The sequence below is a fragment of the Phenylobacterium sp. genome (assembly GCF_035309685.1).
GTDB lineage: Bacteria > Pseudomonadota > Alphaproteobacteria > Caulobacterales > Caulobacteraceae > Phenylobacterium.
The window spans coordinates 40,567-65,955 of record NZ_DATGEX010000024.1 but is presented as its reverse complement, the minus strand read 5'-3'; the positions used below and the strand labels follow the sequence as shown (position 1 = coordinate 65,955).

Below are 25,389 nucleotides of genomic sequence, written 5' to 3'. Positions count from 1 at the left end.
GCCCCCCGCGCTGCGCGTCGGGGGAGAGGCGTTCAGCCCTCTTCCTCGCAGGTCAGCCGGTAGCCGATGCCGGGCTCGGTCATCAGCAGCTCGGGGCTGGAGGGGTCGCGCTCCAGCTTCTGGCGCAGCTGGGCCATCAGCACGCGCACGAACTGGGCGTCGGCGTTGGTGTCGGTGCCCCAGACCGCGGTGATGATCTGGCGGTGGGTGACCACCTGGCCCGCGTGGCCGGCCAGGATGCGCAGCAGCTGGTATTCGCGCGGGGTCAGCCGCACCTCCTCGCCCTGGATCATCACGCGGCGGGCCGGGAAATTGATCTCCAGCTCGCCGAACTGGAAGCGCGGCTGGGCGGAGAAGCGCCGCTCGCGCCCGCGCATCACCGCGCGCATCCGCGCCAGCAGCTCGCCGACGCCCACCGGCTTGTTCACGAAGTCGTCGGCGCCCAGGTCCAGCGCGGCGATCTTCTCGCTTTCCAGGTCGCGGGCCGAGAGCACGATGATCGGCGCGTCCGACCATTCGCGGATGCGCTGGATCACGTCCTTGCCGTCCATGTCCGGCAGGCCAAGGTCGAGGATCACCAGCTCCGACGGCTCGCTCGCCAGCTGCGCCAGCGCCGCCTCGCCATTGTCGGCGGTGGAGACGGTGAAGCCCGCCGCCGCCAGCGCCGGCGTCAACGCCCGCAGAATCTGCGGCTCGTCGTCGACGATCAGGAGCCGGCCAAGGTTCGCCGTCATCTACTCAGCTCTCCACTCAGGCGCGCGCAGCCGGCAGGGCCAGCGACACGACCAGTCCACTCGGGCCATCGGCGCGCAGAACCGCGCTCGCCTTGCCCCCCATGCCCTGCATGACGCCGCGGACGATGGAGAGCCCCAGTCCGGTGCCGGGCATGCGCTTGGCCGCCGCGCCGCGATAGAACTTGTCGAAGAGGTTGGCGAGCTCGGCTTCCGGCACGCCCGGCCCCTCGTCGGTCACCTGCACCACGACCTGGCCGTCCTTGACGAAGCTCACCAGCTCGATCGCCCCGCCGTTGGGCGAATAGCGGATGGCGTTCTCCAGCACATTGGCCAGCGCCACCTCGAACAGCACCGGGTCGCCCAGCGCCACGCCCGCGCCCTCGCCCAGCTTGCAGCCGATCCTGCGCTTGCCCCGCAGCCGCTCGAACCGCTTGCGCGTGCGGTCGATCACCTCGGCCAGGTCGAAGGCGGTGCTGGCGGGATCGAGCGCGCCGGATTCCAGGCGGGTCATGTTCAGGAGGTTGGTGACGAAGGCGTTCAGCCGCTCGGCCTCCTCCTGGATGGTGGCCGTCAGGTCGTGCCGGGTCTTGGCGTCGAACTTGTCGCCGAACTCCTGCAGCGAGGTCGCCGAGGCCAGCACCGCGGCCAGCGGGGTTCTGAGGTCGTGGCTGATCGAGGACAAGAGCGCGTTGCGCAGGTCCTCGGTCCGCGCGCGCGCCTCGGCGTCGGCCTTGGCGACGGTCAGGCCGGCCCGGGCGGTCGCCACCGCGCCCGCGTCGGCCAGGATCTGCAGGAGGTTCTCCTCGTCCGGCCCCGGCGGCGGCTCCGCGCGCCAGCCGGCGACCGCCCCGCCCGCCAGGTAGCGCACCCGCCAGCCCGCCGCCTCGATGGTCCTGGGCTGGGCGCCGTCCTCCAGCGCCAGCGCGCGGGCGGCGCTCAGCACCATCGGCGTCGGCGCCTCACCGCCGGCGTGGCACAGCACCTCCTTGTCGAGCACGAAGGCCTGGCCCCGCGCCGCCGCCGCCAGGTGGTCGGCCAGCCTGGCGCGGATCAGGGCCGCGTCGTCCGAGGCCGAGAACTCCCGCGTGCCCTCGAACAGCGCCGCGGTGGCCAGCGCCCGCGACTCCGCGCTCCTCGCCTCCTCGCGCACGCGCCCCGTCAGGTTGCCCATCAGCATGGCCACGGTCGGGAAGGTCACCAGCACCAGCAGATCCTCCGCCTTGTAGGAGGTCAGGCTGAAATTCATGCTCTGGATGTAGAAGTTGTAGATCAGGAATGAGCTGAAGGCGGCGAGGTAACCTGGCCCCTGCCCCGCCACATAAGACGTCACCAGAACGCCGACCAGGAAGGCGCCGCCCACCCGGTTGCCCGACCCCGTCAGCTTGACCAGGAGCTCGGCGCCGAGCGTCGAAAGCGCCAGCTGCGCCACCGCGAAACCGTAGCGCGCCGGCGTGCTCAGCCGGTTGATCCAGGACGGCTGTCTGATCGGGCGGCGGGGGGGCAAGGCGGGCTCTCGAGAAACAGACGCGCCCATTCGGGGGCAATCGCGCGCCCTGGCAAGGGCAGAACATCATCCGCGGGTGGGTTTGCGCCAACTATGCGGACGTTATGTCCCGCTCAGATACCGGCTTCCCAGGCCTTGAACTCCGGCGTCTGCAGCAGGCGCTCGCTGTACGCCCCCGCCGCGCCCGCGTCGCCATAGTCGCTGAGCCTGACCCCATAGGTGCGGAACCGCGTCGCCACCGGGGTGAACATGGCGTCGGCGATCCCCCACTGCGCGCCGCCGAGCCAGGGCCCGCCGAACCGCGCCAGCAGGTCGTTCCACAGCGCCGCGATCCGCCGGATGTCCTTGCCGGTCGCCGGCGACAGCTCCACCGCCTTGACCGGCGCCGCCAGGTCCATCGGGCACTCGCCGCGCAGCGAGGCGAAGCCGGAGTGCATCTCCGCCGCCGCCGAGCGCGCGAAGGCCCGGGCGGTCGCATCCGTCGGCCACAGCCCGGCGTCCGGGAATGTCTCCGCCAGGTACTCGCAGATCGCCAGGGAATCCCCGATCGCCACGCCCCCGTCCTTTGGGCCATCCTTCAGGAACGGCACCAGCCCGCTGGGCGAATGGGCGATGATCGCCGCCTCGCTCATATTGTTCTCCTGGCGCAGCTGGATCAGCGTCTCGGTAAACGTCGCCCCGGCCTTCTTCGCGACGAGCCACGGCCGCATCGACCACGTCGACCAGGCCTTCGTGCCGATCACCAGTTCCATGCCGAAAAGCTCCTTCCACGCGTCCCGTGAGCCGATAGCGCCCCCAGGTGGCTTTCCTCAACGCCTTAAATGCGGGACGGTCATCGCCAGCGGCCGCCAGAGCCGCAGGCGAGGAAGCGAAATGGCCGAGATCACCGCGACCGTCGGCGCCATGCCGGCGGATGACGCCGCCCTGCACCCGACCATCGCCCCCGTCGGCGCCGCCTACCGCCGCTACGCGCTCTGGCTCCTCCTCCTGGTCTATGTGATCAATTTCCTCGACCGCCAGGTGGTCAACATCCTGGCCGAGCCGATCAAGCTCGACCTGCATCTGGCCGACTGGCAGCTGGGCCTGCTCTCCGGCTTCGCCTTCGGGATCGTCTACACCCTGCTGGGCTTCCCGTTGGCGAGAGCCGCCGACCGCCACCACCGGGGCTTCCTCATCGCCGGTTGCCTCGCCGCCTGGAGCGGCTTCACCGGCGCCTGCGGCTTCGCCCAGAACTTCGTCCAGCTGGTCGCCGCCCGCGCCGGCGTCGGCATCGGCGAGGCCGGCTGCACGCCCACCAGCCACGCGCTCATCGCCGACTACACGCCCAAGGACAAGCGCGCCTCGGCGCTGGCCTTCTACGCCATGGGGACGCCCATCGGCTCGCTGCTGGGCCTGGCGATCGGCGGCGTGCTCAGCGACTACTTCGGCTGGCGCGTGGCCTTCATGGTCGCCGCCGTCCCCGGCCTGATCCTGGCCGTCGTCTGCGCCTTCACGATTCGGGAACCCCGCACACGCCTCACCGCCGCCGCCCAGATCGCCGCCGACGCGTCCGGCCATGCGCTCGCCACCTTCGGCGAGACCGTCCGCTACCTGGCGAAGAAGCGCGCCTTCTGGTTCCTGGCTTTCGGCGCCGGGATCCGCGCCTTCCTGGGCTACGGCCACGCGGTCTTCAACCCCAGCTTCTTCTACCGCTGCCACGGCCCGGAGGTCGCCGCGCTCGCCCACAGCCTGCACCTGCGCCCGCAGAGCTTCGTCGGCCTGTCGCTGGGCCTGCTGGCCGGCGTCGCCGGCGCGCTTGGCTCCTGGGCCGGCGGCCAGATCGCCGACAAGTGGGGCGCGAGGGACCTGCGCGTCTACGGCTCGATCCCGGCGCTTTCGGTGGTGATCAGCGCGCCGCTCGCGCTCGCCGCCTACGCCACCCACTCCGCCGTCCTGGCGCTGGTCCTGCTCGGCCTCACCTATTTCCTGGGGACCCTCTGGTACGGCCCGATCTACGCCAGCGCCCAGGGCATGGTCCCCCAGCGCATGCGCGCCATGAGCGCGTCCATGATGCTCTTCGTGATCAACTTCCTGGGCCTGGTCCTCGGCGCGCTGTGCATCGGCGCCCTCTCCGACGCCCTCAACAAAGGCCTGCACCTTGGTCCCGCCGAAGGCGTGAGATGGGCGCTCATCGCCTCCGTCGTCTTCGGCGCCGTCTCCGCCCCGCTGTTCTGGATGGCGCGCCGGAACGTGCGGGAAGAGATGGTCAGCTAGGGCGCCGCCCACCCAACCCCGCTCATCCCGGCGAAAGCCGGGACCCAAGCTGACCGGGAAATCCCATCCGCCGCGTCTCATCTGTCACCGCCCGATGGATCCCGGCTTTCGCCGGGAAGAGCCGAGAAAATCAAGGCGCCGCCCAGAAATCATCCTCCGGCTCGTCCGCCCCGCCCTCCGGCGGGTCGTACTCCACCTCGATCATCCCGCCGCGCGCCTCGCCCCGCGCGTCCGGCCCCTGGGTCGAGGCGGGCTCGCGCACCACCGCGGGCGGCGGCAGCGCCTCGCCGGCCCGAGGGCTCGGATCGCCCTCCGGGATCATCGAATAGAGGTGCCGCGCCGGCTCGTCGCTCCAACGCCCCTCCCCGTCCGGCCCGCCGCTCGTCGAGAACCGCTTGGTGTAGACGTGCATCACCGTGTGCCCGCCCTCCTTGCCGGCGTCGCGCGGCCTGACCGGACCATAGCGCTTGGGCGAGAGCTTGCCCGCATACCAGCGCAGATGCTCCAGCATCACCTTCGTCGCGAACGCCGTCTCCGGCGTCACCTCGCACGCCGCCTCCCAGCCTTCCTCGGCCAGCCGAAGCGCGGAGATCTCCCGCGCCATCGCCACCGCGCGCCGAAACTCCGGGATGTCCTTCTGCCAGCGGAAGTAGGTCGAATAGCCCGGCATGTCGGGGTCGGCCATGATGTCCTTCACCCGCTCCCCCACGCACAGCCGCGCGCAGATCGCCTCCGCCGTCTCGGTGTCATAGGTCGACGGCAACCCGTGGCCGAACCCCAGCCCCGCCGCCTCCCGCGCCGCCCGCATCGCCGCCCCAAACGCCGGCTTCTGTTGGCTCCACCGCACCACCGAGCGCGTCGTCGGCATCCCCGGCCCCGCGCAGACCTCCGCCAGCGTATGCCCAGCCCGCGTCCCCGCGATCACCGCCTCCCCCACCTCCGCCGACCAGCGGATGCCACGGTTCCAGCCACCAGACATGGGACGCTCCTTTCGAGAAGAATATGATGTGAGTGCCAAAGTTCCTCCCCGTAGGGGGAGGTGGATCGCGGCAAGGCCGCGAGACGGAGGGGGTTTCATCCCAGCCGCCCGACAGGTCCCAAAACCTCCCCTGCCCCCGGCGGGGGTGAGGCGCGGTCGCCGAAGGCGAGGCATCGACAACGATTTGTCGATGTCAGCAACGAACGCCGAGGCCCACGGCCGAGACTAGACCACGAAGTGGTGGAGGGGTGAGGCCCGGTCGCCGCAGGCGAGAGATCGACAATTGCTTGTCGATCTCAGGACCGAACGCCCGGCAGGGCTCGCTGCCCCCGCACGGCGGCGAGAAAAGCCCCCCACCCGCGCCGAAGGCGCAATCAGGCAGCTAGCCGGATGCTAATCCAAAACGCGCACGCATGCAAGAACAAATGATGAACATAGACGCGCACCGAGGGTGGAGGCCCTTTCGACAAATTCGCCGTCGTGATCAAACCAACCCCAGCGCGAGTCCGGGGCTACGCGCGAAGCGCTACGTGGGGAGATGGCCATTGCTGGTCGGTGAAATCCGCAGTCAGATCGACAGCATCTGGAACGACTTCTGGTCCGGCGGCGTCTCGAACCCGCTCAGCGTGATCGAACAGATCACCTACCTGCTGTTCATCAAGCGCCTGGACGAGCTGCAGTCGGTCGAGGAGCACAAGGCCAACACGCTCAAGACCCCGCTGGAACGCCGCATCTTCCCGGAAGGCGACGACCCGCGCGGCATGCCCTACGAGCGCCTGCGCTGGTCGCGGTTCAAGACCGAAGAGCCGCGGGAGATGTTCCGGATCGTGGAAGAGCACGTCTTCCCGTTCATCCGCGAGCGGGTGGCGGCGGAGGGATCGTCGCTCGCCAAGAGCATGCGCGACGCGCGGTTCCAGATTCCCACCCCGGCCCTCCTCGCCAAGGCGGTGGACAAGCTCGACCGTGTGCCCATGGGCGACCGCGACACCAAGGGCGACGTCTACGAATACATGTTGGGGAAGATCGCCAGCGCCGGCCAGAACGGCCAGTTCCGCACGCCTCGCCACATCATCGCGCTGATGACCGCGCTGATGGCGCCGACGCCCAAGGACGTGATCTGCGACCCGGCCTGCGGCACCTGCGGGTTCCTGGTGGCGGCCAGCGAATACCTGCGCGACCACAACCCCGAACTGTTCCGCGACAACGCCCAGCGTCGTCACTTCCACGAGCAGGCCTTCCACGGCTTCGACTTTGACGCGACCATGCTGCGCATCGGGTCGATGAACATGATCCTGCACGGGGTCGAGAACCCGGTCATCGAGTCCCGCGACAGCCTCTCGGAAGACATCGCCGGCGAAAAGGACCGCTACAGCCTGATCCTCGCCAATCCGCCGTTCGCGGGCTCGCTCGACTACGAGCAGACCGCGCGCGACCTGCAGCAGGTGGTGAAGACGCGCAAGACCGAGCTGCTGTTCCTGGCGCTGTTCCTGCGCCTGCTGCGCACCGGCGGCCGGGCGGCGGTGATCGTGCCCGACGGCGTGCTGTTCGGCTCGTCCAAGGCGCACAAGGAACTGCGCCGCATACTGGTGGAGGACCACAAGCTGGATGCCGTGATCTCGCTGCCGTCGGGTGTCTTCCGGCCCTACGCCGGCGTATCGACAACCATCCTATGCTTCACCAAGACGGGAGTGGGCGGCACGGATCACGTCTGGTTCTACGACTTGCGGGCTGACGGCTGGTCGCTGGATGACACGCGCCAACCGCTGCTCAGCGAAGACAAGCTGGGCACAACGCCTGCCGCCGGCCTGACCGAGGCCGAACACCGCAAGAACAACCTTCCGGACGTTCTGGCGCGCTGGACCGAACGCGAGGGCGCCGAGCGGGAACGGTCGCGCGCGGCGCAGAGCTTCTGCGTGCCCAAGGCGGAGGTCGCCCGCGACGGCGCCTATGACCTCTCGATCAATCGTTACAAGGAGGCGGTACACGAGGCGGTCGCTTATGAGAGCCCGGCGGCGATCATCGCCGACCTGAAGCGGCTGGAGGCGGCGATCGCCGACGGGCTGGCGAAGCTCGGGGAAATGGTGGGATGAGCTTCTCGACTATCCAGCTGAGTTCCGTCGCAGACGTGGTCCGAACTGGAGTAGACCCAAAGTCTGTCGAGGCTGGCACACGATACGTCGGCCTGGAGCACATCTCCGGCGACGGTCGACTCAGCAAAGGCGCTATCGAAGCATCTGAGCTTGCGAGCACCAAGTTCGCCTTCAACGATCAGCAAGTTCTGTTTGGGAAGCTGCGGCCTTACCTGCGGAAGATCGCGCGCCCGACATTCGACGGGATTTGCAGCACGGACATAATTCCAATTATGCCGTCAAAGCGGTTGGACCGGGATTACCTGTTCCACTTCCTACGTACTGATGAGGTCATCAGGCGAGCTACGTCGATGGCGTCGGGCGCGAACCTCCCGCGCATCCATCCGAAGGTTCTGCTTGGGTTTGAAATTCCCCTTCCACCGCTCGACGAACAGCGCCGGATCGCGGCGATCCTCGACCAAGCCGACGCCCTACGCCGCGTGCGGCGGGAGGCGATGGCTCGGCTCACCTCCCTCAAGTCATCCCTATTCATCGAGCTGTTTGGTGATCCAGTTTCAAATCCACTCAATTGGCCTCTGACAAATCTTGGACGGCTCCTCGCAAACGTCACCAACGGCATGACCCGTCGAAGAGGCGAGGGAGAGACAGGCGACGACATCGTCTTGCGGCTGCGCGACATTCGCGACGGGTGGATAGATTTTAGCGAAGTGAACAGAATAACTCTTTCCGCCAAGGAGAAATCCAAATTCCTTGTGTCTCCCACCGATCTTTTGTTCATTCGAGTGAATGGAAATCCCGATTACGTTGGTCGTTGTTCCGTATTTTCGGGACACAAAGAGAAGATCTACTTCAATGATCACATCATGCGAGTATCGCCAAAATTCGATTTGATTTCCCCGGTCTTCTTGCAGGCGATGCTGGATTCTCAATTTGGCCGAGACCAAATTACGACGCACAAGAAGACGTCGGCTGGCCAGCACACAATCAACCAGGATGGCTTGTCGAAGATCGAAATCCCGCTTCCTCCGCTCGCGCTCCAGACTCGTTTTGCGAGTGAATTGGCGAAAATCGATATCCAGGCCCGGCTAGCGGCGGAAAATCAGCAAGGGCTCGACGCCCTCTTCGCCTCCCTCCAACATCGCGCGTTCCGGGGCGAACTCTGAATGACTCGGATCGAGTTCGACTGGGATCCGGCCAAGGCGCGCTCGAACCGAGCCAAGCACGGCGTCAGCTTCGAGGCGGCCATGAGTGTATTCGCCGACCCGCTGGCGCTCAGCCGCCTCGACGACGACCAGGCCGTGGGCGAGGAGCGCTGGATCACCCTCGGCATGGCTGCGGCCGTCGAGCGCCTGCTGCTGGTCGTCCATACCCATGTGGAGCTTTCCAGTGATAGGATCGCGGTCCGGATCATCTCCGCCCGTCGGGCGACGCGCCATGAGACACGACAATACGAAGAAGGCCTCTAGAAGGAACGAAGCCGTGAAGGACGAGTACGATTTCACCGGCGCCGAGCGCGGCAAGTTCCATGTGAAGGACGCCGTCCTCGCCCCGCCGGTCCACCTGGAGACCGACGTGCTCACCTATCTGGCGGCGCGCGCCGAGGCCCGGGGCGCCACCCTCAGCGAACTGGTCAACGGCCTGTTGCGCGCCGATATTGCCCTGATCGAAGCCGCCGGCTGATCGGGGCGGCGGTTGGGGGGCATGTCACAGTTCGCCTTCCTCGCCGCAGAGTTTCCCGAGGTCTATAGCCTGGCCGCCCGCGCCGAAGGCATGGCGCGGACCGATGCGCGCGGCGCCTGCTTCTATGCCCGACTGTCGCTGGAGACCATCGTCGGCTGGCTCTACCGGCATGAGGCCAGCCTGAAATCCCCCTACGAGAACACCCTGGCCGCGCGCCTCCACGAGGCGACGTTCCGGAACCTGGTTGGTCCTGCGCTTTTGGCCAAGGCCAAGGTGATCAAGGACCTGGGCAACAAGGCCGCCCACGAGGGCGCGCGCGCCGTGCCGTCCGGCGACGGCATCGCCACCGTGCGGGAGCTTTTCCATCTCGCCTACTGGCTGGCGCGCACCTACGCAGGTGCCGCGAAGCCCGCGGACGCCATCGCCTTCTCGGCCGACGCCCTGCCGCTCAACAAGGCGGTGCCGGCCGAACGGCTGGACCAACTGAACGCCGCCGCCGAGCGCTTCGTCGAGGCGGTGAAGGCGCGCGAGAGGGCCGAGGCCGCGCAGCGGACCAGCGAGGCGGACCGCAAGGGGCTTGAGGCCGAGATCGCGAGGCTGCAGGCCGAGGTCGCCGCCGCCAAGGCCGCGAATTCGCGGGCGCCCGACACCCACGACTACGACGAGGCGACCACTCGCGACACCTTCATCGACCTCTTGCTGCGCGAGTCCGGCTGGACCTTCACCCGACCCGGCCACGACACCGAATATCGGGTCACCGGCATGCCCAACCAGCCGGGCGAGGGCTTTGTCGACTACGTGCTGTGGGGCGACGACGGCAAGCCGCTGGGGATCGTCGAGGCCAAGCGCACCCGCAAGGACGCCCGCGCCGGCCAGCAGCAGGCCAAGCTCTACGCCGACTGCCTAGAGGCGATGACCGGGCAGCGGCCGGTAATCTTCTGCTCCAACGGCTACGAGCACTGGATCTGGGACGACACACGCTATCCACCCCGGCCAATCCAGGGGTTCCTGACCAAGGACGAGCTGGAGCTCTCGATCCGGCGGCGCACGACCATGCGCCCCCTGGCTTCGGCAGAGATCGATGGGACGATCGTCGAGCGCTACTATCAGACCCGCGCGATCCGCCGCGTCGCCGAGGCCTTCGAAAAGGACCGCTCACGTCGCGCCCTGCTGGTTATGGCCACCGGCTCGGGCAAGACACGGATGGTCATCGCCCTCGCCGACCTTTTGATGCGGGCCAACTGGGCGCGGCGCATCCTGTTCCTGGCCGATCGTCAGGCCCTGGTGAATCAGGCGGTGGGCGCGTTCCGCAAGTTCCTGCCCGACGCATCGCCCGTGAACCTGCTGATGGACAAGAACGCCACGGGCCGCGTCTACGTCTCGACCTACCCGACGATGATGAACCTGATCGACAAGGCCGATGGCGGCGAGCGGCGGTTTGGCCCTGGCCACTTCGATCTGATCGTCATCGATGAGGCCCACCGGTCAGTCTACCGCAAGTACGGCGCGATCTTCGACTACTTCGACAGTCTGCTGGTGGGGCTGACCGCGACGCCAAAGGACGAGGTCGATCGCGACACCTACCGCCTGTTCGACCTACAGCGGGGCGTGCCGACCGACGCCTATGGCCTCGATGAGGCCGTGAATGACGGCTTCCTGGTCCCGCCGGTCGCGGTCTCAGTGCCGCTGAAGTTCCAGCGCAGCGGAATCCGCTACGACGATCTCTCCGAGGACGAGAAGGAGCAGTGGGACGCTGTCGAATGGGATGAAGATGGCAATGTACCTGCCGTCATCGAGCCTGCGGCCCTAAACCAGTGGCTGTTCAATGCAGACACCGTGGATAAGGTGCTGGAGCACCTGATGACTCATGGGCAGCGGGTCGCCGATGGGGACCGCCTGGGCAAGACCATCATCTTCGCCAAGAACCAGGATCACGCGCGGTTCATCGTCGAACGCTTCGACAAAGCCTATGGGCATCTGAAGGGCTCGTTCGCCCGCGTGATCATTTCGGCAGACTCCTACGCCCAGTCGCTGATCGACGACTTCACGCAGGCGGAGAAGGGCCCGCACATAGCGGTGTCGGTCGACATGCTAGACACCGGCATAGACGTCCCGGAGGTCGTGAACCTCGTCTTCTTCAAAGTGGTGCGCTCGAAGACCAAGTTCTGGCAGATGCTCGGGCGCGGCACGCGCCTGTGCCCCGACCTGTTCGGACCGGGCCAGCACAAGACCTATTTCTCGGTGTTCGACTTCTGCCAGAACTTCGAGTTCTTCAATCAGAACCCGGACGTCACGGATGGCGCAATCGGGGAGTCGCTTTCGAAGCGCCTGTTCGCCGCGCGTGTGGAGCTGATCTGCGCCCTGGACGCGCTGCATCCGGGTGGCGATGGCGTGGGCGAGGACGGCACGTTGTTCGACCATCCCGACGACGCCGAGTGGACGCCGGCGAGGCTGCGCGAAACCCTGGCCGCGTTGCTCCGGGAAGAGGTCGGCGGCATGAGCCTCGACAACTTCCTGGTTCGGGCGCACCGCCGCTACATCGAGAAGTTCGGCGACGAAGCCGCCTGGGCGCGGCTCAGCCTCGACGATCAGGCCGAGCTGGTGAACGAGGTCGCGGGCTTGCCGACCAGTGTCACCGACGACGATCTCGCAGCCAAGCAATTCGACGCCCTGATTCTGCGCACGCAGCTCGCGGTGCTGCGCGCCGAGAGCGCGTTCGCCGGGCTGCGCAAGAAGGTGGTGGAACTGGCCGCCTTGCTTGAAGAGATGTCCAACATCCCCGCCGTGGCGCGCGAACTGGCGCTGATTCAGGAAATCCAGGGCGACGACTTCTGGCAGGATGTCACCGCGCCGATGCTGGAAGCCGTGCGCCGGCGGCTGCGGGCGCTGATCAAGCTCATCGAGGTCTCAAGCCGCGGCATCGTCTACACCGACTTCGAAGACGTCATCGGCCCAGGGGCAGAGATCGAAGTGAAGGGCGTCGGCGCGGGGGCCGACATGGTCCGTTTCCGCCTGAAGGCGCGCCACTTCCTGCGCGAACACGAGGACCATATCGCCGTCCAGAAGCTGCGGCGTAACGAACCGCTCACCGGCACCGACCTTGCCGAACTGGAACGGATCTTCGTTGAAGCCGGCGTGGCCGAGCCGCAAGACTTGGCGCGCGTGGAAGCCGACGGTGGCCTGGGCCTCTTCGTTCGCTCGCTGGTGGGCCTTGATCGGGAAGCGGCTAAGACTGCTTTTGGCGCGTTCATCGCCGCCCGCACGCTGTCGGCGAACCAGATCGAATTCCTGAACATGATCGTCGAGCACCTGACCGAGCGGGGGCAGATGGACCCGCGACTGCTCTATGAGAGCCCGTTCACCGACATGGACCCTATGGGCGTCGCCGGCCTGTTCGGAGACGACGCCACCGCGATCATCGATATTCTGGCCGAGGTGAAGCGGCGAGCCGCCGCCTGATCGGGCCGAGGGTCCCCTCCCCTCAAATTTTCCCTCGGAAAATTTGACTCCCCACCTCCCCCGCCATACCCCCACGCCCATGATCCCCCGCTACGCCCGCAAGGAAGCCGCCGCCATCTGGAGCCCCCAGACGCGCTTCAAAATCATGTTCGAGATCGAGGCCTATGCGGCCGACGCCATGGCGGAGCTGGGGGTGATCCCCAAGGAGGCCGCGCGGGTGATCTGGGAGAAGGGCCGCGACGCGGTGTGGGACGCCGACCGGATCGACGAGATCGAGCGCGAGGTGAAGCACGACGTCATCGCCTTCCTGACCCATGTGACCGAGATCGTCGGCCCCGAGGCGCGGTTCCTGCACCAGGGGATGACCAGTTCGGACGTCAACGACACCGCGCTCGCCGTGCAGCTGTCCCGCGCCACCGACCTGTTGCTCGAGGACGTCGACCTAGTGTTGGCCGCGCTGAAGCGCCGCGCCTACGAGCACCGCTTCACCCCGACCGTGGGGCGCAGCCACGGCATCCACGCCGAGCCCACCACCTTTGGCCTGAAGCTCGCCGGCCACTACGCCGAGTTCGTCCGCGCGCGCGAGCGGCTGGCCATGGCGAAGTATGAGATCGCCACCTGCGCGATCTCGGGCTCGGTGGGCAGCTTCGCCAACGTCGACCCGCGGGTGGAGGCGCATGTGGCGGAGAAGCTGGGGCTGGCGGTCGAGCCGGTCTCGACCCAGGTGATTCCGCGCGACCGGCACGCCGCCTATTTCGCGGCGCTGGGCGTCGTGGCGTCCTCGATGGAGCGGCTGGCGACCGAGATCCGCCACCTGCAGCGCACCGAGGTGCTGGAGGCGGAGGAGCCGTTCGACGCGGGCCAGAAGGGCTCGTCCTCCATGCCGCACAAGAGGAACCCGATCCTGACGGAGAACCTCACCGGCCTGGCGCGGCTGGTGCGCTCGGCGGTGACGCCGGCGCTGGAGAACGTGACGCTGTGGCACGAGCGCGACATCAGCCACTCGTCGGTCGAGCGCGGCATCGCGCCGGACGCCACGGTGCATCTGGATTTCGCGCTACGGCGCCTGGCCGGCGTGGTGGAGCGGCTGGTGATCTACCCGGAGAACATGGCCAGGAACCTCGACCGGCTGGGGGGCCTGGTGCATTCGCAGCGGGTGCTGCTGGCGCTGACCCAGAAGGGGATGAGCCGCGAGGATTCTTACGCGGCGGTGCAGCGCAACGCCATGCGGGTGTGGCGCGGCGAGGGGAACTTCCTCGACTTCCTGCAGGCCGATCCGGAGGTGACGCTGAGCGACGCCGAATTGGGCGAGCTCTTCGACCTCGGCTACCACTTCAAGCACGTGGATACGGTGTTCGCGCGGGTGTTCGGCGACGAGGCGAACGGCGCGGCGGCTAAGGCGGCGGCGCAGTAACAACTACTGATGTCATCCCGGACGGCCGAAGAGCCGATCCGGGACCCAGGAGCCACCGCACAGCCTGAACCCCTGGGTCCCGGCTCTCCGCTACGCTGCGGCCGGGATGACGGGAGTTTGGATGGCTTGGGGGACCGACGCGGACCCGGGGGCGGTCACTTGCCCTCGCGGACGCTTTCGCGGGCCTGGGCCATCAGTTCGGCCATCTTCATCCGCACCTCGCCCTCGGTGATGGCGACGCCGGCGCCCTTGAGGTCTTCGAAGACCTTGCGCAGCACGTCGTCGTCGCCCGGCTGGTCCACCTCGGACTTCACGATAACCTGCGCATATTCAATGACATGCTTGTCGGTCAGGCCCATCAGGCCGGCCGCCCACTCGCCCAGCGCGCGGTTGCGCCGGGCCTGGGCCTTGAACTCCTGCTCTTGATCGAGCGCGAAACGCTTCTCGAAGCCACGTTCACGGTCGTCAAAGGTGGTCATCTGGGTCCTGGAGAAAGCGGCGCAACGGGCGACCACATATCCCGCCCCGTTCCCGGTCGCAATCGAAAGGCGGCCTGGCCGCGAGGTTCTGGGGCGGTTGTGGGTCAGGTTTGCGCCCCGGGTCCGCATCCGCTAATTTCCCGCCGCCTCATATGAAGCGAGACGCCGAGTCGAATCCGCGCGCGAGGGACTTGGACCCCGCGCGTTTTTCGTCATTTCGACCGGCAGAGCCCTCGTCCAGGGAGAAGGCGTGACGATGACCCGCCGTAAGAAGATCTACGAGGGCAAGGCGAAGATCCTCTACGAGGGACCGGAGCCGGGCACTCTGATCCAGTACTTCAAGGACGACACCACCGCGTTCGACGCCACCAAGAAGGCCGTGCTCGAGGGCAAGGGGGTGATCAACAACCGGATCAGCGAGCACATCATGACCAAGCTCGCCTCCATCGGGGTGCAGAATCACTTCATCCGCCGCCTGAACCTGCGCGAGCAGCTGATCCGCGAGGTGGAGATCATTCCGCTGGAGGTGATCTGCCGCAACGTCGCCGCCGGCTCGCTCTCCACGCGCCTGGGCCTCCCCGAAGGTCAGGCCCTGCCGCGCTCGATAATTGAGTTTTGCCTCAAGGATGACAAGCTGCACGACCCGCTGGTCTCCGAAGAGCACATCACCGCGTTCAACTGGGCCTCGACCCAGGAGATCGACGACATCATGGCGCTGACCCTGCGGGTGAACGACTTCCTCACCGGCATGTTCGGCGCCGTCGGCATCACGCTGGTCGATTTCAAGGTGGAGTTCGGCCGGGTCTGGGAGAACGACTTCGCCCGCATCATCCTGGCCGACGAGATCAGCCCGGACAGCTGCCGCCTGTGGGATTCGACCACCAACGAGAAGCTCGACAAGGACCGCTTCCGCCGCGACCTGGGCAACGTCATCGAGAGCTACACTGAGGTCGCGCGGCGCTTAGGCATCATGAAAGAGATGCCGACCGTGATCCAAGGCGGCCTGCACTGATGAAGGCGACGGTTCATGTGTTCCTGAAGCCCGGCGTCCTCGACGTGCAGGGCAAGGCCGTCGAGCAGGCCCTGCACGGCCTGGGCTGGGGCGGCGTCTCGAGCGTGCGTGTCGGGCGCACCATCGAGTTCGATCTGGCGGCGAAGGACGCGGCGGCGGCCGAGGCCGAGGTCAAGGCCATGTGCGACAAGCTGCTCGCCAATACGGTGATCGAAAGCTACCGCGTGGAGGTGGCGTGAGGGGGCTCACGCCCCTCGCCCTCCTCGCAACACTCCCGATCTGCGCCTGCGCGCCGAAACCTGAGGCCGCGGCGCCGGCGCCGCTGGCGCTGGATTGTTCCATGGCCTTCGACGCCCAGAGCGCCAGGCTCACCGCCCAGCCGCACCTCGTGCCGGCGCCGCACGCGCCCGGCGAGCCCTACGCCTACTATTCCATGGAGGATGGCCACGCCTCCTACCTGATCACCCTGAAAGGCGCGCCCGGCTATCCGGCGATCCTGATGCAGGCGGCGCGCGGCGGCCAGGTGACCACCACCGGCTGTCGCTACGGCGATGCGAAGGGCTACAAGCAGCTCGTGGCCTATCTCGACAGCCTGAAAACCTGGACCCGCAGATGAGGGGGGACCCGCCGATGAGCCGCTATCACCTCGCCCAGATCAATATCGGCCGGCTTCGGGCGCCGGTGGACCACCCGATGATCGCCGACTTCGTGGCCAATCTGGCGCGGATCAACGCGCTGGCGGACGGCCATCCGGGCTTCGTCTGGCGCCTGACCGGCGACGGCGATGACGCCACCGACATCAAGCCGGACGCCTCCGACCCGATGATGGCGCTGAACATGTCGGTCTGGACCGATCCGCAGTCGCTGGGCGCCTTCGTCTACCGCTCCGACCATGTGGCGATCATGCGCCGCCGACACGAGTGGTTCGAAAAGCTCGAACTCTACATGGCGCTGTGGTGGGTCCCCGTCGGACACCGGCCCACAGTCGAAGAAGGCTGGGGCAAGGTCGAGACCCTGCGCCGCCTTGGCCCCACGGCCGAGGCCTTCACCTTCCGCCAGCCCTTCCCGGCGCCCGACGCCGACCAAGCCCCGCCGCCTGTCCTGGACGAGTGCGCCTGATGAAAGCTCCCCAATGAAAGCTGCCGTCATTGTCTTCCCCGGCTCCAACTGCGACCGCGACTGCAAGGTGGCGATCGAGCGCTCGACCGGCGCCCATGTGGACATGGTCTGGCACGGGGACACGCAGCTGCCCGCCGGCCTCGACCTGATCGTCCTGCCGGGCGGCTTCTCCTACGGTGACTACCTGCGCTGCGGGGCCATGGCGTCGCTGTCGCCGATCATGGGCGAGGTGAAGGCGGCCGCCGAGTGCGGCGTCGCCACCGTCGGCATCTGCAACGGCTTCCAGGTGCTCTGCGAGGCCCAGATGCTGCCGGGCGCGCTGTTGCGCAACGAGCGGCTGAAATACGTCTGCAAGGCGGTCGATCTGGAGGTCACCAACGCCCAGACCCGCTTCACCGCGGGCTACGCCGGCCGCCGCCAGGTCGCCATGACCGTCGGCAACGGCGAGGGCAACTTCTTCGCCGATGAGCCGACGCTGGACCGGCTGGAGGGTGAGGGTCAGGTGGTGTTCCGCTACCTCGACAATCCCAACGGCTCGGCGCGCGGCGTCGCCGGCATCGTCAACGCCCGCGGCAATGTGCTGGGCCTGATGCCGCACCCCGACCGCGCCTTCGAGGCCGAGCTGGGCTCGGCCGACGGCGCCATCCTGTTCCAGAGCGCGCTCGCGAGCGCGTAAGAGGCCCTGTCGATGTCCCTGAAAGCCCTGATGCTCGCCGCGCTGGCAGTGATCGCCGCGCCCGCCACCGCCCAGACCCCGGCCATGACGCCCGATATCCCGGCGAAGTTCGAAGCGCCCACCGTCCGCAACGACTGGATCAAGCGCACGGTGATGATCCCCATGCGCGACGGGGTGCGGCTCTACACCGTCATCGTCATGAAGAAGGGCACGCACGACGGCCCGATCCTGCTGAGCCGCACGCCCTACAACGCCAAGAAGCGCGCCGAGCGGTTCTCTTCGCCGCACATCGACGCGGAACTGGCGCAGATGGACGAGCCGTTCGTCGAAGACGGCTACATCCGCGTCTATCAGGACATCCGCGGCAAGTACGGCTCCGAGGGCGACTACATCGTCACCCGGCCGCTGATCGGCCGGCTGAACCATACCAAGATCGACCACACCACCGACACCTGGGACACCATCGACTGGCTGGTGAAGAACACGCCGGAGAGCAACGGCCGGGTCGGCATGATCGGCTCGTCCTACGACGGCTTCACCACGGTGATGGGCCTGATCAATCCTCACCCGGCGCTGAAGGCCGCCGCGCCGGAAAGCGCGATGATCGATGGCTGGATGGGCGACGACTGGTTCCACTACGGCGCCTTCCGCCAGAAGAACCTCGACTACTTCACCGGCCAGATGAGCGCCCGCGGCGCAGGCTCCGAGATTCCGCGCGAGGCCTTCGACGACTACACCAACTTCCTGCGCGGCGGTTCGGTCGACGACTACGCCCGCGCCGCCGGCCTCGACCAGATCCCCTTCTACAACAAGGTTGTCGAGCACCCGGCCTATGACGAGTTCTGGTCGCAGCAGGCGCTGGACAAGACGCTGGCCGCCCAGCCGCTGAAGGTGCCGACCATGTGGATCGGCGCGCTGTGGGACCAGGAGGACATGTGGGGGACCATCCACGCCTATCTGGCCACGGAGCCCAAAGACACCACCAACACCATGAACTACCTGGTGCTGGGCCCCTGGCGCCATTCCGGCGTCAACTACGAACAGCGCCAGCTGAACGCCATCAAGCTGCCGGGCGACACGGCCACCGAGTTCCGCACCAAGATTCTCAAGCCCTTCCTCGACGAGCACCTGAAGACCAATGGCCCCAAGGCCAACACACCGCCGGTGTTCATCTTCGAGAGCGGCTCTATGGAATGGAAGAAGCTGCAGAAATGGCCGCTCTCCTGCGAAAGCGGCTGCGCGGGCAAGATGAAGCCGCTCTATCTGCAGCCCGGCCAGGGCCTGGGTTTCGGGGCGCCGCCGGCGTCAGGCCCGGCTTACGACGAATATGTCTCCGACCCGGCCAAGCCCGTGCCCTATGTCCACCGGCCCGTGCGCAATGACGAGGCTACCCAATGGCAATACTGGCTGACCACCGACCAGCGGCACGTGGACGGCCGCACTGACGTCCTGACCTACGAGAGCGCGCCGCTCACCGCCCCGTTGCAGATCTCCGGCGCGCCGATCGTTAACCTCTTCGCCTCGACCAGCGGGACCGACAGCGACTGGGTGGTGAAGATCATCGACGTCTATCCGGACACCGTCCCCAGCCAGGTCGAGCTCGGCGGCTATGAACTGCCCATCGCCATGGACATCTTCCGCGGCCGCTACCGCGAGAGTTTCTCAGACCCGAAACCGATCCCAGCGGGTGAGGTGGAGAAGTACCGGTTCCTCATGCCGACGACGAACCATGTGTTCCTGCCGGGGCACCGGATCATGGTCCAGGTGCAGTCGAGCTGGTTCCCGCTCTACGACCGCAATCCGCAGACCTTCGTTCCGAACATTTTCTTCGCCAAGCCTGCCGACTATGTGAAGGCCACCCAGCGCATCTTCCACTCAGGCGCGCAGGCGACAAACATCGAGCTGCCGGTCGTCGAGATGCATTGATCCGTCTTATGGGATCAGTATGTTGCGCCCGCGCCGCGTCGCGGTTTGGCAACAATACGAAATGCTGGCGCCGCGTTTCGGAAAGACGGTTATGCGAAGAGCCGTCCCGGATCGTAGGATTGTTGCTTTCTCCCACCGACCCGCGACGGGTTGCCCTTTCGAATTAGGTCCTTGCGGGTGCGTCCCCTGAACAAGTTCTCTCGTCTGCCGGTGCTTGCGCTGCTGCTGCTGGTCGCTGCGTGCGGCGCCAAGCCGGCCCAAAAGCCGACGCGGACTCCCGAGGTCGGCTATGTGGTCATGACCCCCCAGACGGTGCCGCTGGTGATCGAGCTGGCCGGCCGCACCAACGCCTATGAGACGGCCGACGTGCGCCCCCAGGTCTCCGGCGTGATCAAGGCGCGCCACTTCGTCGAGGGCAGCGTCGTCAAGAAGGGCCAGACCCTCTACGAGATCGACCCCAGCCTCTATCGCGCCGCGGTGGCCCAGGCGCAGGCCAACCTCGCCAACGCCGAGGCGGTCCGCGAGGCCGCCGCCGCCAAGGCCGCCCGCTACAAGCCGCTGGCCGACATCGAAGCCGTCGCCAAGCAGGACTACACCGACGCCAAGGCCGCCGCCGACCAGGCCGCCGCCCAGGTGGCGCAGAACCAGGCCGCCCTGCAGACCGCCAGGATCAACCTGCAGTTCACCACCGTGCCGGCCCCGATCAGCGGACGGATCGGCCGCTCGCTGACCACGGTCGGCGCCCTGGTCACCAACGGCCAGACGACCGCGCTCGCCTCGATCCAGCGGCTCGACCCGATCTTCGTGGACATTCAGCAGTCGAGCGCCGACCTGACGGCGCTGCGCCGCGAACTAGCGTCATCCAACATCACGCCATCGTCGGCCATCGCCCGCCTGACGCTCGACGACGGCAGTGAATACGCGGTGCCCGGCAAAGTCGATTTCGCCGAGCCCGTGGTCGACCAGTCGACCGGCACGGTGACGCTCCGCGCCACCTTCGCCAACCCCACCGGCATCCTGCTGCCCGGCATGTACGTCCGCGCCCACCTCAGCCAGGCGACGGCGCACGATGCGATGCTGGTGCCGCAAGTCGGCGTCAGCCGCGACCCGCGCGGCAACGCCACCGTCTATGTCGTCGGGCCGGACAACAAGGCCGCGGTCCGCCAGATCAAGGCCGACCGGACCATCGGCGACAAATGGCTGGTGACCTCCGGCCTCGCGCCCGGCGACAAGGTGATCACCGAAGGCCTGGACAAGGTGAAGCCTGGCCAGCTCGTGCGCCCGGTGCCGGCGGGGTCGGCGCCGCGGCCGCCCGGCGGGCGCAGCGGCGGTTCCCATGGAGGCGGCCACTCCACGCCGGGTGGCTGAACCCGCATGATCTCGCGCATTTTCATCGACCGACCGGTCTTCGCCTGGGTGATCGCAATCGTGATCATGCTGGCGGGCCTGGGCTCGATCTTCACGCTGTCGGTCGAGCAGTATCCCGACATCGCCCCGCCGCAGGTCAACATCCGCGCCACCTATCCCGGCGCGTCGGCCGAGGTGCTGGAAAACAGCGTCACCCAGATCGTCGAGCAGCAGCTCACCGGCATCGACGGCCTGATCTATTTCCAGTCGACGTCGGACTCGAGCGGCAACGTCAACATCACCGTCACCTTCGTGAAGGGCACCAACCCCGACATCGCCCAGGTGCAGGTGCAGAACAAGGTGCAGGCGGCGATCCCGCGATTGCCGCAGGAGGTGCAGCAACAGGGCCTGATCGTCACCAAGTCCAACCCGGACTTCCTGTTGATCACCTCGATCTTCGACACCACCGACCGGCAATCCAGCGCCGACGTCTCCGACTACGTCGTCTCCAATCTGCAGGAGCCGGTCGGGCGCATCGCCGGCGTCGGCGATATCCGCGTGTTCGGCGCCCAGTACGCCATGCGCATCTGGCTCGATCCCTACAAGCTGGCGGGCGTCAAACTGATGCCCAGCGACGTGATCAGCGCCCTGCAGGCCCAGAACACCCAGGTCGCCGCGGGCCAGATCGGCTCCCTGCCCTCGAACGCCGGCCAGATGCTCAACGCGACCGTCACCGCCCACTCGCGGCTGAACACCGTCGACCAGTTCAACAAGATCATCCTGAAGACCCAGAGCGACGGCTCCCACGTCCTGCTGGGCGACGTCGCCCGCGTGGAGCTCGGCAGCGAGAACTACGGCACCATCAGCCGCCTGAACGGCCACCCGGCCTCGGGCATCGCGGTGTCGCTGTCCCCAGGGGCCGACGCCCTGAAGACCGCCGAGCTGGTCCGCGCCGCGATCACCGAGCGCGCCAAGTCCTTCCCGCCGGGCTACGCCTACGCCTTCCCGAACGACGCGACGGCCTACATCAAGCTCAGCGTCCGCGAGGTGGTCCAGACGCTGGCCGAAGCTATCGTCCTGGTGGTCATCGTGATGTTCATCTTCCTGCAGAGCTGGCGCGCGACCCTGATCCCGGCGATCGCGGTGCCCGTGGTGCTGCTGGGGACCTTCGGCATCCTGGCCATCGCCCACTTCAGCATCAACGTGCTCACCCTGTTCGGGCTGGTGCTCTCTATCGGCCTCCTGGTCGACGACGCCATCGTGGTGGTTGAGAACGTCGAGCGGGTGATGGCCGAGGAGCCCGGAATCTCACCGCGCGAGGCCACCATCAAGTCGATGGACCAGGTGCAGACCGCGCTGATCGCCATCGCGCTGGTGCTGTCGGCGGTGTTCCTGCCCATGGCCTTCTTCGGCGGCTCGGTGGGCGTGATCTACCGGCAGTTCTCGATCACCATCGTCTCGTCGATGGTGCTGTCGGTGTTCGTGGCCCTGACGCTCTCGCCGGCGCTCGCCGCGACGCTCCTGAAGCGCCCGGGCACGGAGCACCATAGCGGCAATTTCCTCGACCGCGGCCTGACGAAATTCGGCGGCTGGTTCAACCATTGGTTCGAGCGCAACGCCGAGCGCTACCACAACGGCGTCAAGTGGGTGATCTCCAAGATGCGCCTGGCCATGCTGGTCTACGCCGGCTTGGTGGCGATCCTGATCGTGGTCTTCCTGCGCCTGCCGACCAGCTTCCTACCGCAGGAAGACCAGGGCACCGCCCAGATCCAGTACACGCTCCCGCCCGGCGCCACGATGGAGCGCACGTTGGCGGCGGTGCACCGGATCGAGGCCTATTTCATGACCAAGGAGAAGGCCAACGTCACCGCCGTCTACGCGGTGCTTGGCCGGAGCAACCAGGGTTCCGCCCAGAACGCCGGCCAGGGGTTCATCTCCTTCGCCCCGTGGGACGAGCGCAAGGGCTCGCAGAACGCTGCGCCGGCGATCACGCAGCGCGCCACCCGCGCGCTTAGCGGCCAGCTTCGCGACGCCCAGTTCTTCGCGCTCAACCCCGCTCCGGTGCGCGGCCTTGGCCAGTCCAGCGGCTTCACCATGGAGTTGCTCAACTCCGGCGGCCTCACCCGCCAGCAGTTCAAAGACGAGATGCGTGAGCTGCTCGCCCAGGCCAAGGAGGACCCGGTCCTCACCGGCATTCGCCAGAACTCGCTGGACGACACCCCGACCCTGTCGGTCGATATCGACGAGCAGAAGGTCGGCGCGCTCGGCATCTCGCAGGCCCAGGTCGACCAGACGCTGGCCACAGCCTGGGGCGGCAACTACGTCAACGACTTCGTGGATCGCGGCCGGGTGAAGCGGGTCTTCGTGCAGGGCGACGCCCAATACCGCAGCCGGCCCGAGGACCTCAGCAACTGGTATGTGCGCACCGCCAGCGGCGAGATGGCGCCCTTCTCCTCCTTCGCCCGGATCAGCTGGGCCCAGGCGCCCTCGGCGCTCGGGCGCTTCAACGGCGTCTCGAACTACGAGATCCAGGGCGACGCCGCGGTCGGCAAGAGCTCCGGCGAGGCCATGGACCACATCGCCGCCATCGCGGCGAAACTGCCCGGGACCTCGATCGCCTGGAGCGGGCTCTCCTACCAGGAGCGGCTGTCGGGCGGCCAGGCGCCCTTCCTCTACGCGGTCTCGCTGATCGTCGTCTTTCTGTGCCTGGCGGCGCTTTACGAGAGCTGGTCGGTGCCGTTCTCGGTGATGCTGGTGATCCCGCTGGGCCTGCTGGGCGCGGCCATCGCGGTGGCGGCGCGCGGCCTGACCAACGACGTCTATTTCCAGGTCGGCCTTTTGACCACCATGGGCCTCTCGGCGAAGAACGCGATCCTGATCGTCGAGTTCGCCGAGGCCGCCGAGCAGCGCGGCGCCAAACCGCTCGACGCGGCGTTGCAGGCCGCGCGCCTGCGCCTGCGGCCGATCCTGATGACCAGCCTGGCCTTCATCTTCGGGGTGTTCCCGCTGGCCATCGCCACCGGCGCCGGCGCCCAGAGCCGGATCGCCATTGGCACCGCGGTGATCGGCGGCATGCTGACCGCCACCGCCATCGCGATCTTCTACGTGCCGATGTTCTTCGTCATGGTGCGGATGATCTTCAAGAGCCGCCACCACAAGCACGAGCCGGCCGACGCGCAGGCCGCGCCCGCGCCAGAGCCCGCCGAATGAACAGGCTCTTCGCGGTCCTGCTCTGTGGCGCAGCGCTCGGCGCCTGCACCCTTGAGCCGCACTATGTGCGCCCGGCGCCGGCCGTGCCGCAGACCTGGCCGGTGGGCGCCGCCTACGCCCCGGCCAGCGCCGCCGCCCTGCCCTCGCTTAGCTACCGCGACGTCTTCAAGGACGCGCACCTGCAGACAATCATCGGCCAGGCGATCGCCAACAATCAGGACCTGCAGATCGCGCTCGCCAATGTCACCATCGCACGCTCGCAGTACCGGGTGCAGCGGGCCGCCCTGCTGCCGCACATCTCGGTCACCGCCTCCCCCGCCGAGAGCCGCGGCAACGCCGTGATCCATCCCGGCGGCATCATGGCCAGCCCGCGTGAGACCAGTCGCAGCTACACCGCCGACCTCGGCTTCAGCGCCTTCGAACTCGATCTCTTCGGCCGCATCCGCTCGCTCACCCACGCCGCCCAGCAGCAATACCTGGCCAGCGAAGCCGGCGTCCACGCCGCGCGCCTGACGCTCGTGGCCCAGGTCGCCGACGCCTATCTGACGCTCGCCGCCGACAAGAGCCTGCTGGCCATCGCCAACGAGACCGTGGCCAGCACCCAGCGCACCGTCGACCTCACCCAGGCGCGGCTCAGCGGCGGCATCGCCCCCCGAACGGACCTGCGGCAGGCCCAGACCACGCTGGACCAGGCCAAATCCGACGCCGCCAATCTCGTCACCCTGGTCGCCCAGGACCGCAATGCGCTGGAGCTGCTAGTCGGCGCCCGCGTGGCCGACACCGACCTCCCGGCCAACATCGAGAGCGTCGAAGGTTTCCTCACCGAGGTCCCGGCCGGCCTGGATTCCCGCATCCTGTTGCGCCGGCCCGACGTCGTGGAGGCCGAATACAAGCTACGCGCGGCCAACGCCCAGATCGGCGCTGCGCGGGCCAACTTCTTCCCCACGATCGACCTGACCGCGCTGGCCGGCGCGGCCAGCCCCGCGCTGGGTCAGCTCTTCAACGGCAGGAACTTTAACTGGTCGGTCAGCAGCACGATCACCCAGCCGATCTTCGCCGGCGGCGCCAATGTCGCGAATCTGGCCTTGGCCAAGGGGCAGCGCGACCTCATCGTCGCCGAGTACCAGAAGGCGATCCAGACCGCCTTCCGTGAGGTGGCCGACGCCTTGGCGCGGCGCGGCACGGTCAACGACCAGATGGCCGCCCAGGACGCCCTGGTGGCCGCCGCCACCGACGAGTACAACCTCGACCTCGCCCGCTATCAGCAGGGGATCGACCCCTATCTGAACACCCTGGTCGCCCAGCGCACGCTCTATCAGGCCCGCCAGACCCAGGCGCAGACCCGGCTGATCCGCGCCGACAGCCTCGTGACCCTCTATCAGACCCTGGGCGGCGACCAGCTGATCGACGCCAAGCCGACCGGCCCAGTCCCCGCCGCCAGGTAGGCCCATGTGACCTGGGGGCATGCTTGTCGTGCGGTCCCGGCGGACTAAGGTGGCGGCCCAAG

The 25,389-nt window shown here is 67.5% G+C and carries 21 protein-coding genes and 1 pseudogene; 16 read left to right on the top strand and 6 right to left on the bottom strand.

What is annotated here, in order from left to right; all coding sequences use genetic code 11:
• Positions 1 to 32: 32 nt before the first annotated feature.
• The 3 genes from VKQ35_RS07525 to VKQ35_RS07515 form a co-directional block, all read right to left on the bottom strand.
• On the bottom strand, positions 33 to 734 hold the full coding sequence (locus tag VKQ35_RS07525; RefSeq protein ID WP_324360129.1) for a response regulator transcription factor: 702 nt from the start codon (positions 732 to 734) through the stop codon (positions 33 to 35).
• Positions 735 to 750: 16 nt separating this feature from the next.
• Positions 751 to 2,238 (bottom strand): sensor histidine kinase, encoded by a 1,488-nt coding sequence (locus tag VKQ35_RS07520; RefSeq protein ID WP_324360127.1) that lies wholly within the window; start codon positions 2,236 to 2,238, stop codon positions 751 to 753.
• A gap of 113 nt (positions 2,239 to 2,351) precedes the next feature.
• Entirely contained in the window at positions 2,352 to 2,990 is a 639-nt protein-coding gene (locus VKQ35_RS07515) for a glutathione S-transferase (RefSeq protein ID WP_324360125.1), read from the bottom strand.
• A gap of 121 nt (positions 2,991 to 3,111) precedes the next feature.
• Between VKQ35_RS07515 and VKQ35_RS07510 the strand changes: the two genes are divergently transcribed.
• On the top strand, positions 3,112 to 4,491 hold the full coding sequence (locus tag VKQ35_RS07510) for an MFS transporter (protein WP_324360123.1): 1,380 nt from the start codon (positions 3,112 to 3,114) through the stop codon (positions 4,489 to 4,491).
• A gap of 130 nt (positions 4,492 to 4,621) precedes the next feature.
• Here VKQ35_RS07510 and VKQ35_RS07505 read toward each other — a convergent pair whose 3' ends face one another.
• Positions 4,622 to 5,470, bottom strand: coding sequence for a hypothetical protein (locus tag VKQ35_RS07505; protein ID WP_324360121.1), 849 nt, complete (start codon positions 5,468 to 5,470; stop codon positions 4,622 to 4,624).
• Between the two features lie 545 nt (positions 5,471 to 6,015).
• Here VKQ35_RS07505 and VKQ35_RS07500 point away from each other — a divergent pair.
• The 6 genes from VKQ35_RS07500 to purB all read left to right on the top strand — a co-directional run bounded on the left by VKQ35_RS07500 (position 6,016) and on the right by purB (position 14,113).
• A complete protein-coding gene (locus tag VKQ35_RS07500) occupies positions 6,016 to 7,560 on the top strand; it encodes a class I SAM-dependent DNA methyltransferase (protein WP_324360119.1) in 1,545 nt (514 codons plus the stop codon).
• Positions 7,557 to 8,723: a restriction endonuclease subunit S gene (locus VKQ35_RS07495; protein WP_324360117.1), complete on the top strand. Its 1,167-nt coding sequence runs from the start codon at positions 7,557 to 7,559 to the stop codon at positions 8,721 to 8,723. The genes VKQ35_RS07500 and VKQ35_RS07495 overlap by 4 nt, the downstream gene beginning before the upstream one ends.
• Positions 8,724 to 9,026 (top strand): BrnT family toxin, encoded by a 303-nt coding sequence (locus VKQ35_RS07490; RefSeq protein WP_324360114.1) that lies wholly within the window; start codon positions 8,724 to 8,726, stop codon positions 9,024 to 9,026.
• The gene (locus VKQ35_RS07485) at positions 8,995 to 9,240 is read left to right on the top strand and encodes a hypothetical protein (protein WP_324360112.1); all 246 of its coding nucleotides are present in this window, start codon (positions 8,995 to 8,997) and stop codon (positions 9,238 to 9,240) included. The genes VKQ35_RS07490 and VKQ35_RS07485 overlap by 32 nt, the downstream gene beginning before the upstream one ends.
• A 21-nt stretch (positions 9,241 to 9,261) precedes the next feature.
• The gene (locus VKQ35_RS07480) at positions 9,262 to 12,699 is read left to right on the top strand and encodes a DEAD/DEAH box helicase family protein (protein WP_324360110.1); all 3,438 of its coding nucleotides are present in this window, start codon (positions 9,262 to 9,264) and stop codon (positions 12,697 to 12,699) included.
• A gap of 79 nt (positions 12,700 to 12,778) precedes the next feature.
• Positions 12,779 to 14,113, top strand: coding sequence for an adenylosuccinate lyase (purB, locus tag VKQ35_RS07475; protein WP_324360108.1), 1,335 nt, complete (start codon positions 12,779 to 12,781; stop codon positions 14,111 to 14,113).
• On the opposite strand, the pseudogene VKQ35_RS22030 reads toward purB, so the two are convergent.
• Positions 14,094 to 14,222: pseudogene (locus VKQ35_RS22030) on the bottom strand (hypothetical protein); the annotation flags it as partial. The gene purB and the pseudogene VKQ35_RS22030 overlap by 20 nt on opposite strands.
• A gap of 46 nt (positions 14,223 to 14,268) precedes the next feature.
• Positions 14,269 to 14,592: a DUF1476 domain-containing protein gene (locus VKQ35_RS07470; RefSeq protein WP_324360106.1), complete on the bottom strand. Its 324-nt coding sequence runs from the start codon at positions 14,590 to 14,592 to the stop codon at positions 14,269 to 14,271.
• Between the two features lie 256 nt (positions 14,593 to 14,848).
• On the opposite strand from VKQ35_RS07470, the gene purC reads away from it, so the two are divergent.
• From purC to VKQ35_RS07425, 9 genes are all read left to right on the top strand, one after another.
• Positions 14,849 to 15,604, top strand: coding sequence for a phosphoribosylaminoimidazolesuccinocarboxamide synthase (purC, locus tag VKQ35_RS07465; protein WP_324360105.1), 756 nt, complete (start codon positions 14,849 to 14,851; stop codon positions 15,602 to 15,604).
• Entirely contained in the window at positions 15,604 to 15,843 is a 240-nt protein-coding gene (gene purS / locus VKQ35_RS07460; protein WP_324360104.1) for a phosphoribosylformylglycinamidine synthase subunit PurS, read from the top strand. The genes purC and purS overlap by 1 nt, the downstream gene beginning before the upstream one ends.
• Before the next feature lie 101 nt (positions 15,844 to 15,944).
• Complete coding sequence (locus tag VKQ35_RS07455; RefSeq protein ID WP_324360102.1) at positions 15,945 to 16,220, top strand: hypothetical protein; 276 nt, start codon at positions 15,945 to 15,947, stop codon at positions 16,218 to 16,220.
• A 14-nt stretch (positions 16,221 to 16,234) separates the two neighbouring features.
• The gene (locus VKQ35_RS07450) at positions 16,235 to 16,723 is read left to right on the top strand and encodes a DUF3291 domain-containing protein (protein WP_324360101.1); all 489 of its coding nucleotides are present in this window, start codon (positions 16,235 to 16,237) and stop codon (positions 16,721 to 16,723) included.
• Positions 16,724 to 16,736: 13 nt separating this feature from the next.
• A complete protein-coding gene (gene purQ, locus VKQ35_RS07445; protein WP_324360099.1) occupies positions 16,737 to 17,399 on the top strand; it encodes a phosphoribosylformylglycinamidine synthase subunit PurQ in 663 nt (220 codons plus the stop codon).
• Positions 17,400 to 17,411: 12 nt separating this feature from the next.
• Positions 17,412 to 19,325 carry a CocE/NonD family hydrolase gene (locus VKQ35_RS07440; RefSeq protein ID WP_324360097.1) on the top strand — a complete coding sequence of 638 codons (1,914 nt, stop codon included), beginning with the start codon at positions 17,412 to 17,414 and terminating at the stop codon, positions 19,323 to 19,325.
• 177 nt (positions 19,326 to 19,502) lie between these two features.
• Positions 19,503 to 20,693 carry an efflux RND transporter periplasmic adaptor subunit gene (locus VKQ35_RS07435; RefSeq protein ID WP_324360281.1) on the top strand — a complete coding sequence of 397 codons (1,191 nt, stop codon included), beginning with the start codon at positions 19,503 to 19,505 and terminating at the stop codon, positions 20,691 to 20,693.
• 6 nt (positions 20,694 to 20,699) lie between these two features.
• Complete coding sequence (locus VKQ35_RS07430) at positions 20,700 to 23,882, top strand: efflux RND transporter permease subunit (protein ID WP_324360095.1); 3,183 nt, start codon at positions 20,700 to 20,702, stop codon at positions 23,880 to 23,882.
• A complete protein-coding gene (locus tag VKQ35_RS07425; RefSeq protein ID WP_324360093.1) occupies positions 23,879 to 25,327 on the top strand; it encodes an efflux transporter outer membrane subunit in 1,449 nt (482 codons plus the stop codon). The genes VKQ35_RS07430 and VKQ35_RS07425 overlap by 4 nt, the downstream gene beginning before the upstream one ends.
• The last annotated feature ends 62 nt before the right edge of the window (positions 25,328 to 25,389 follow it).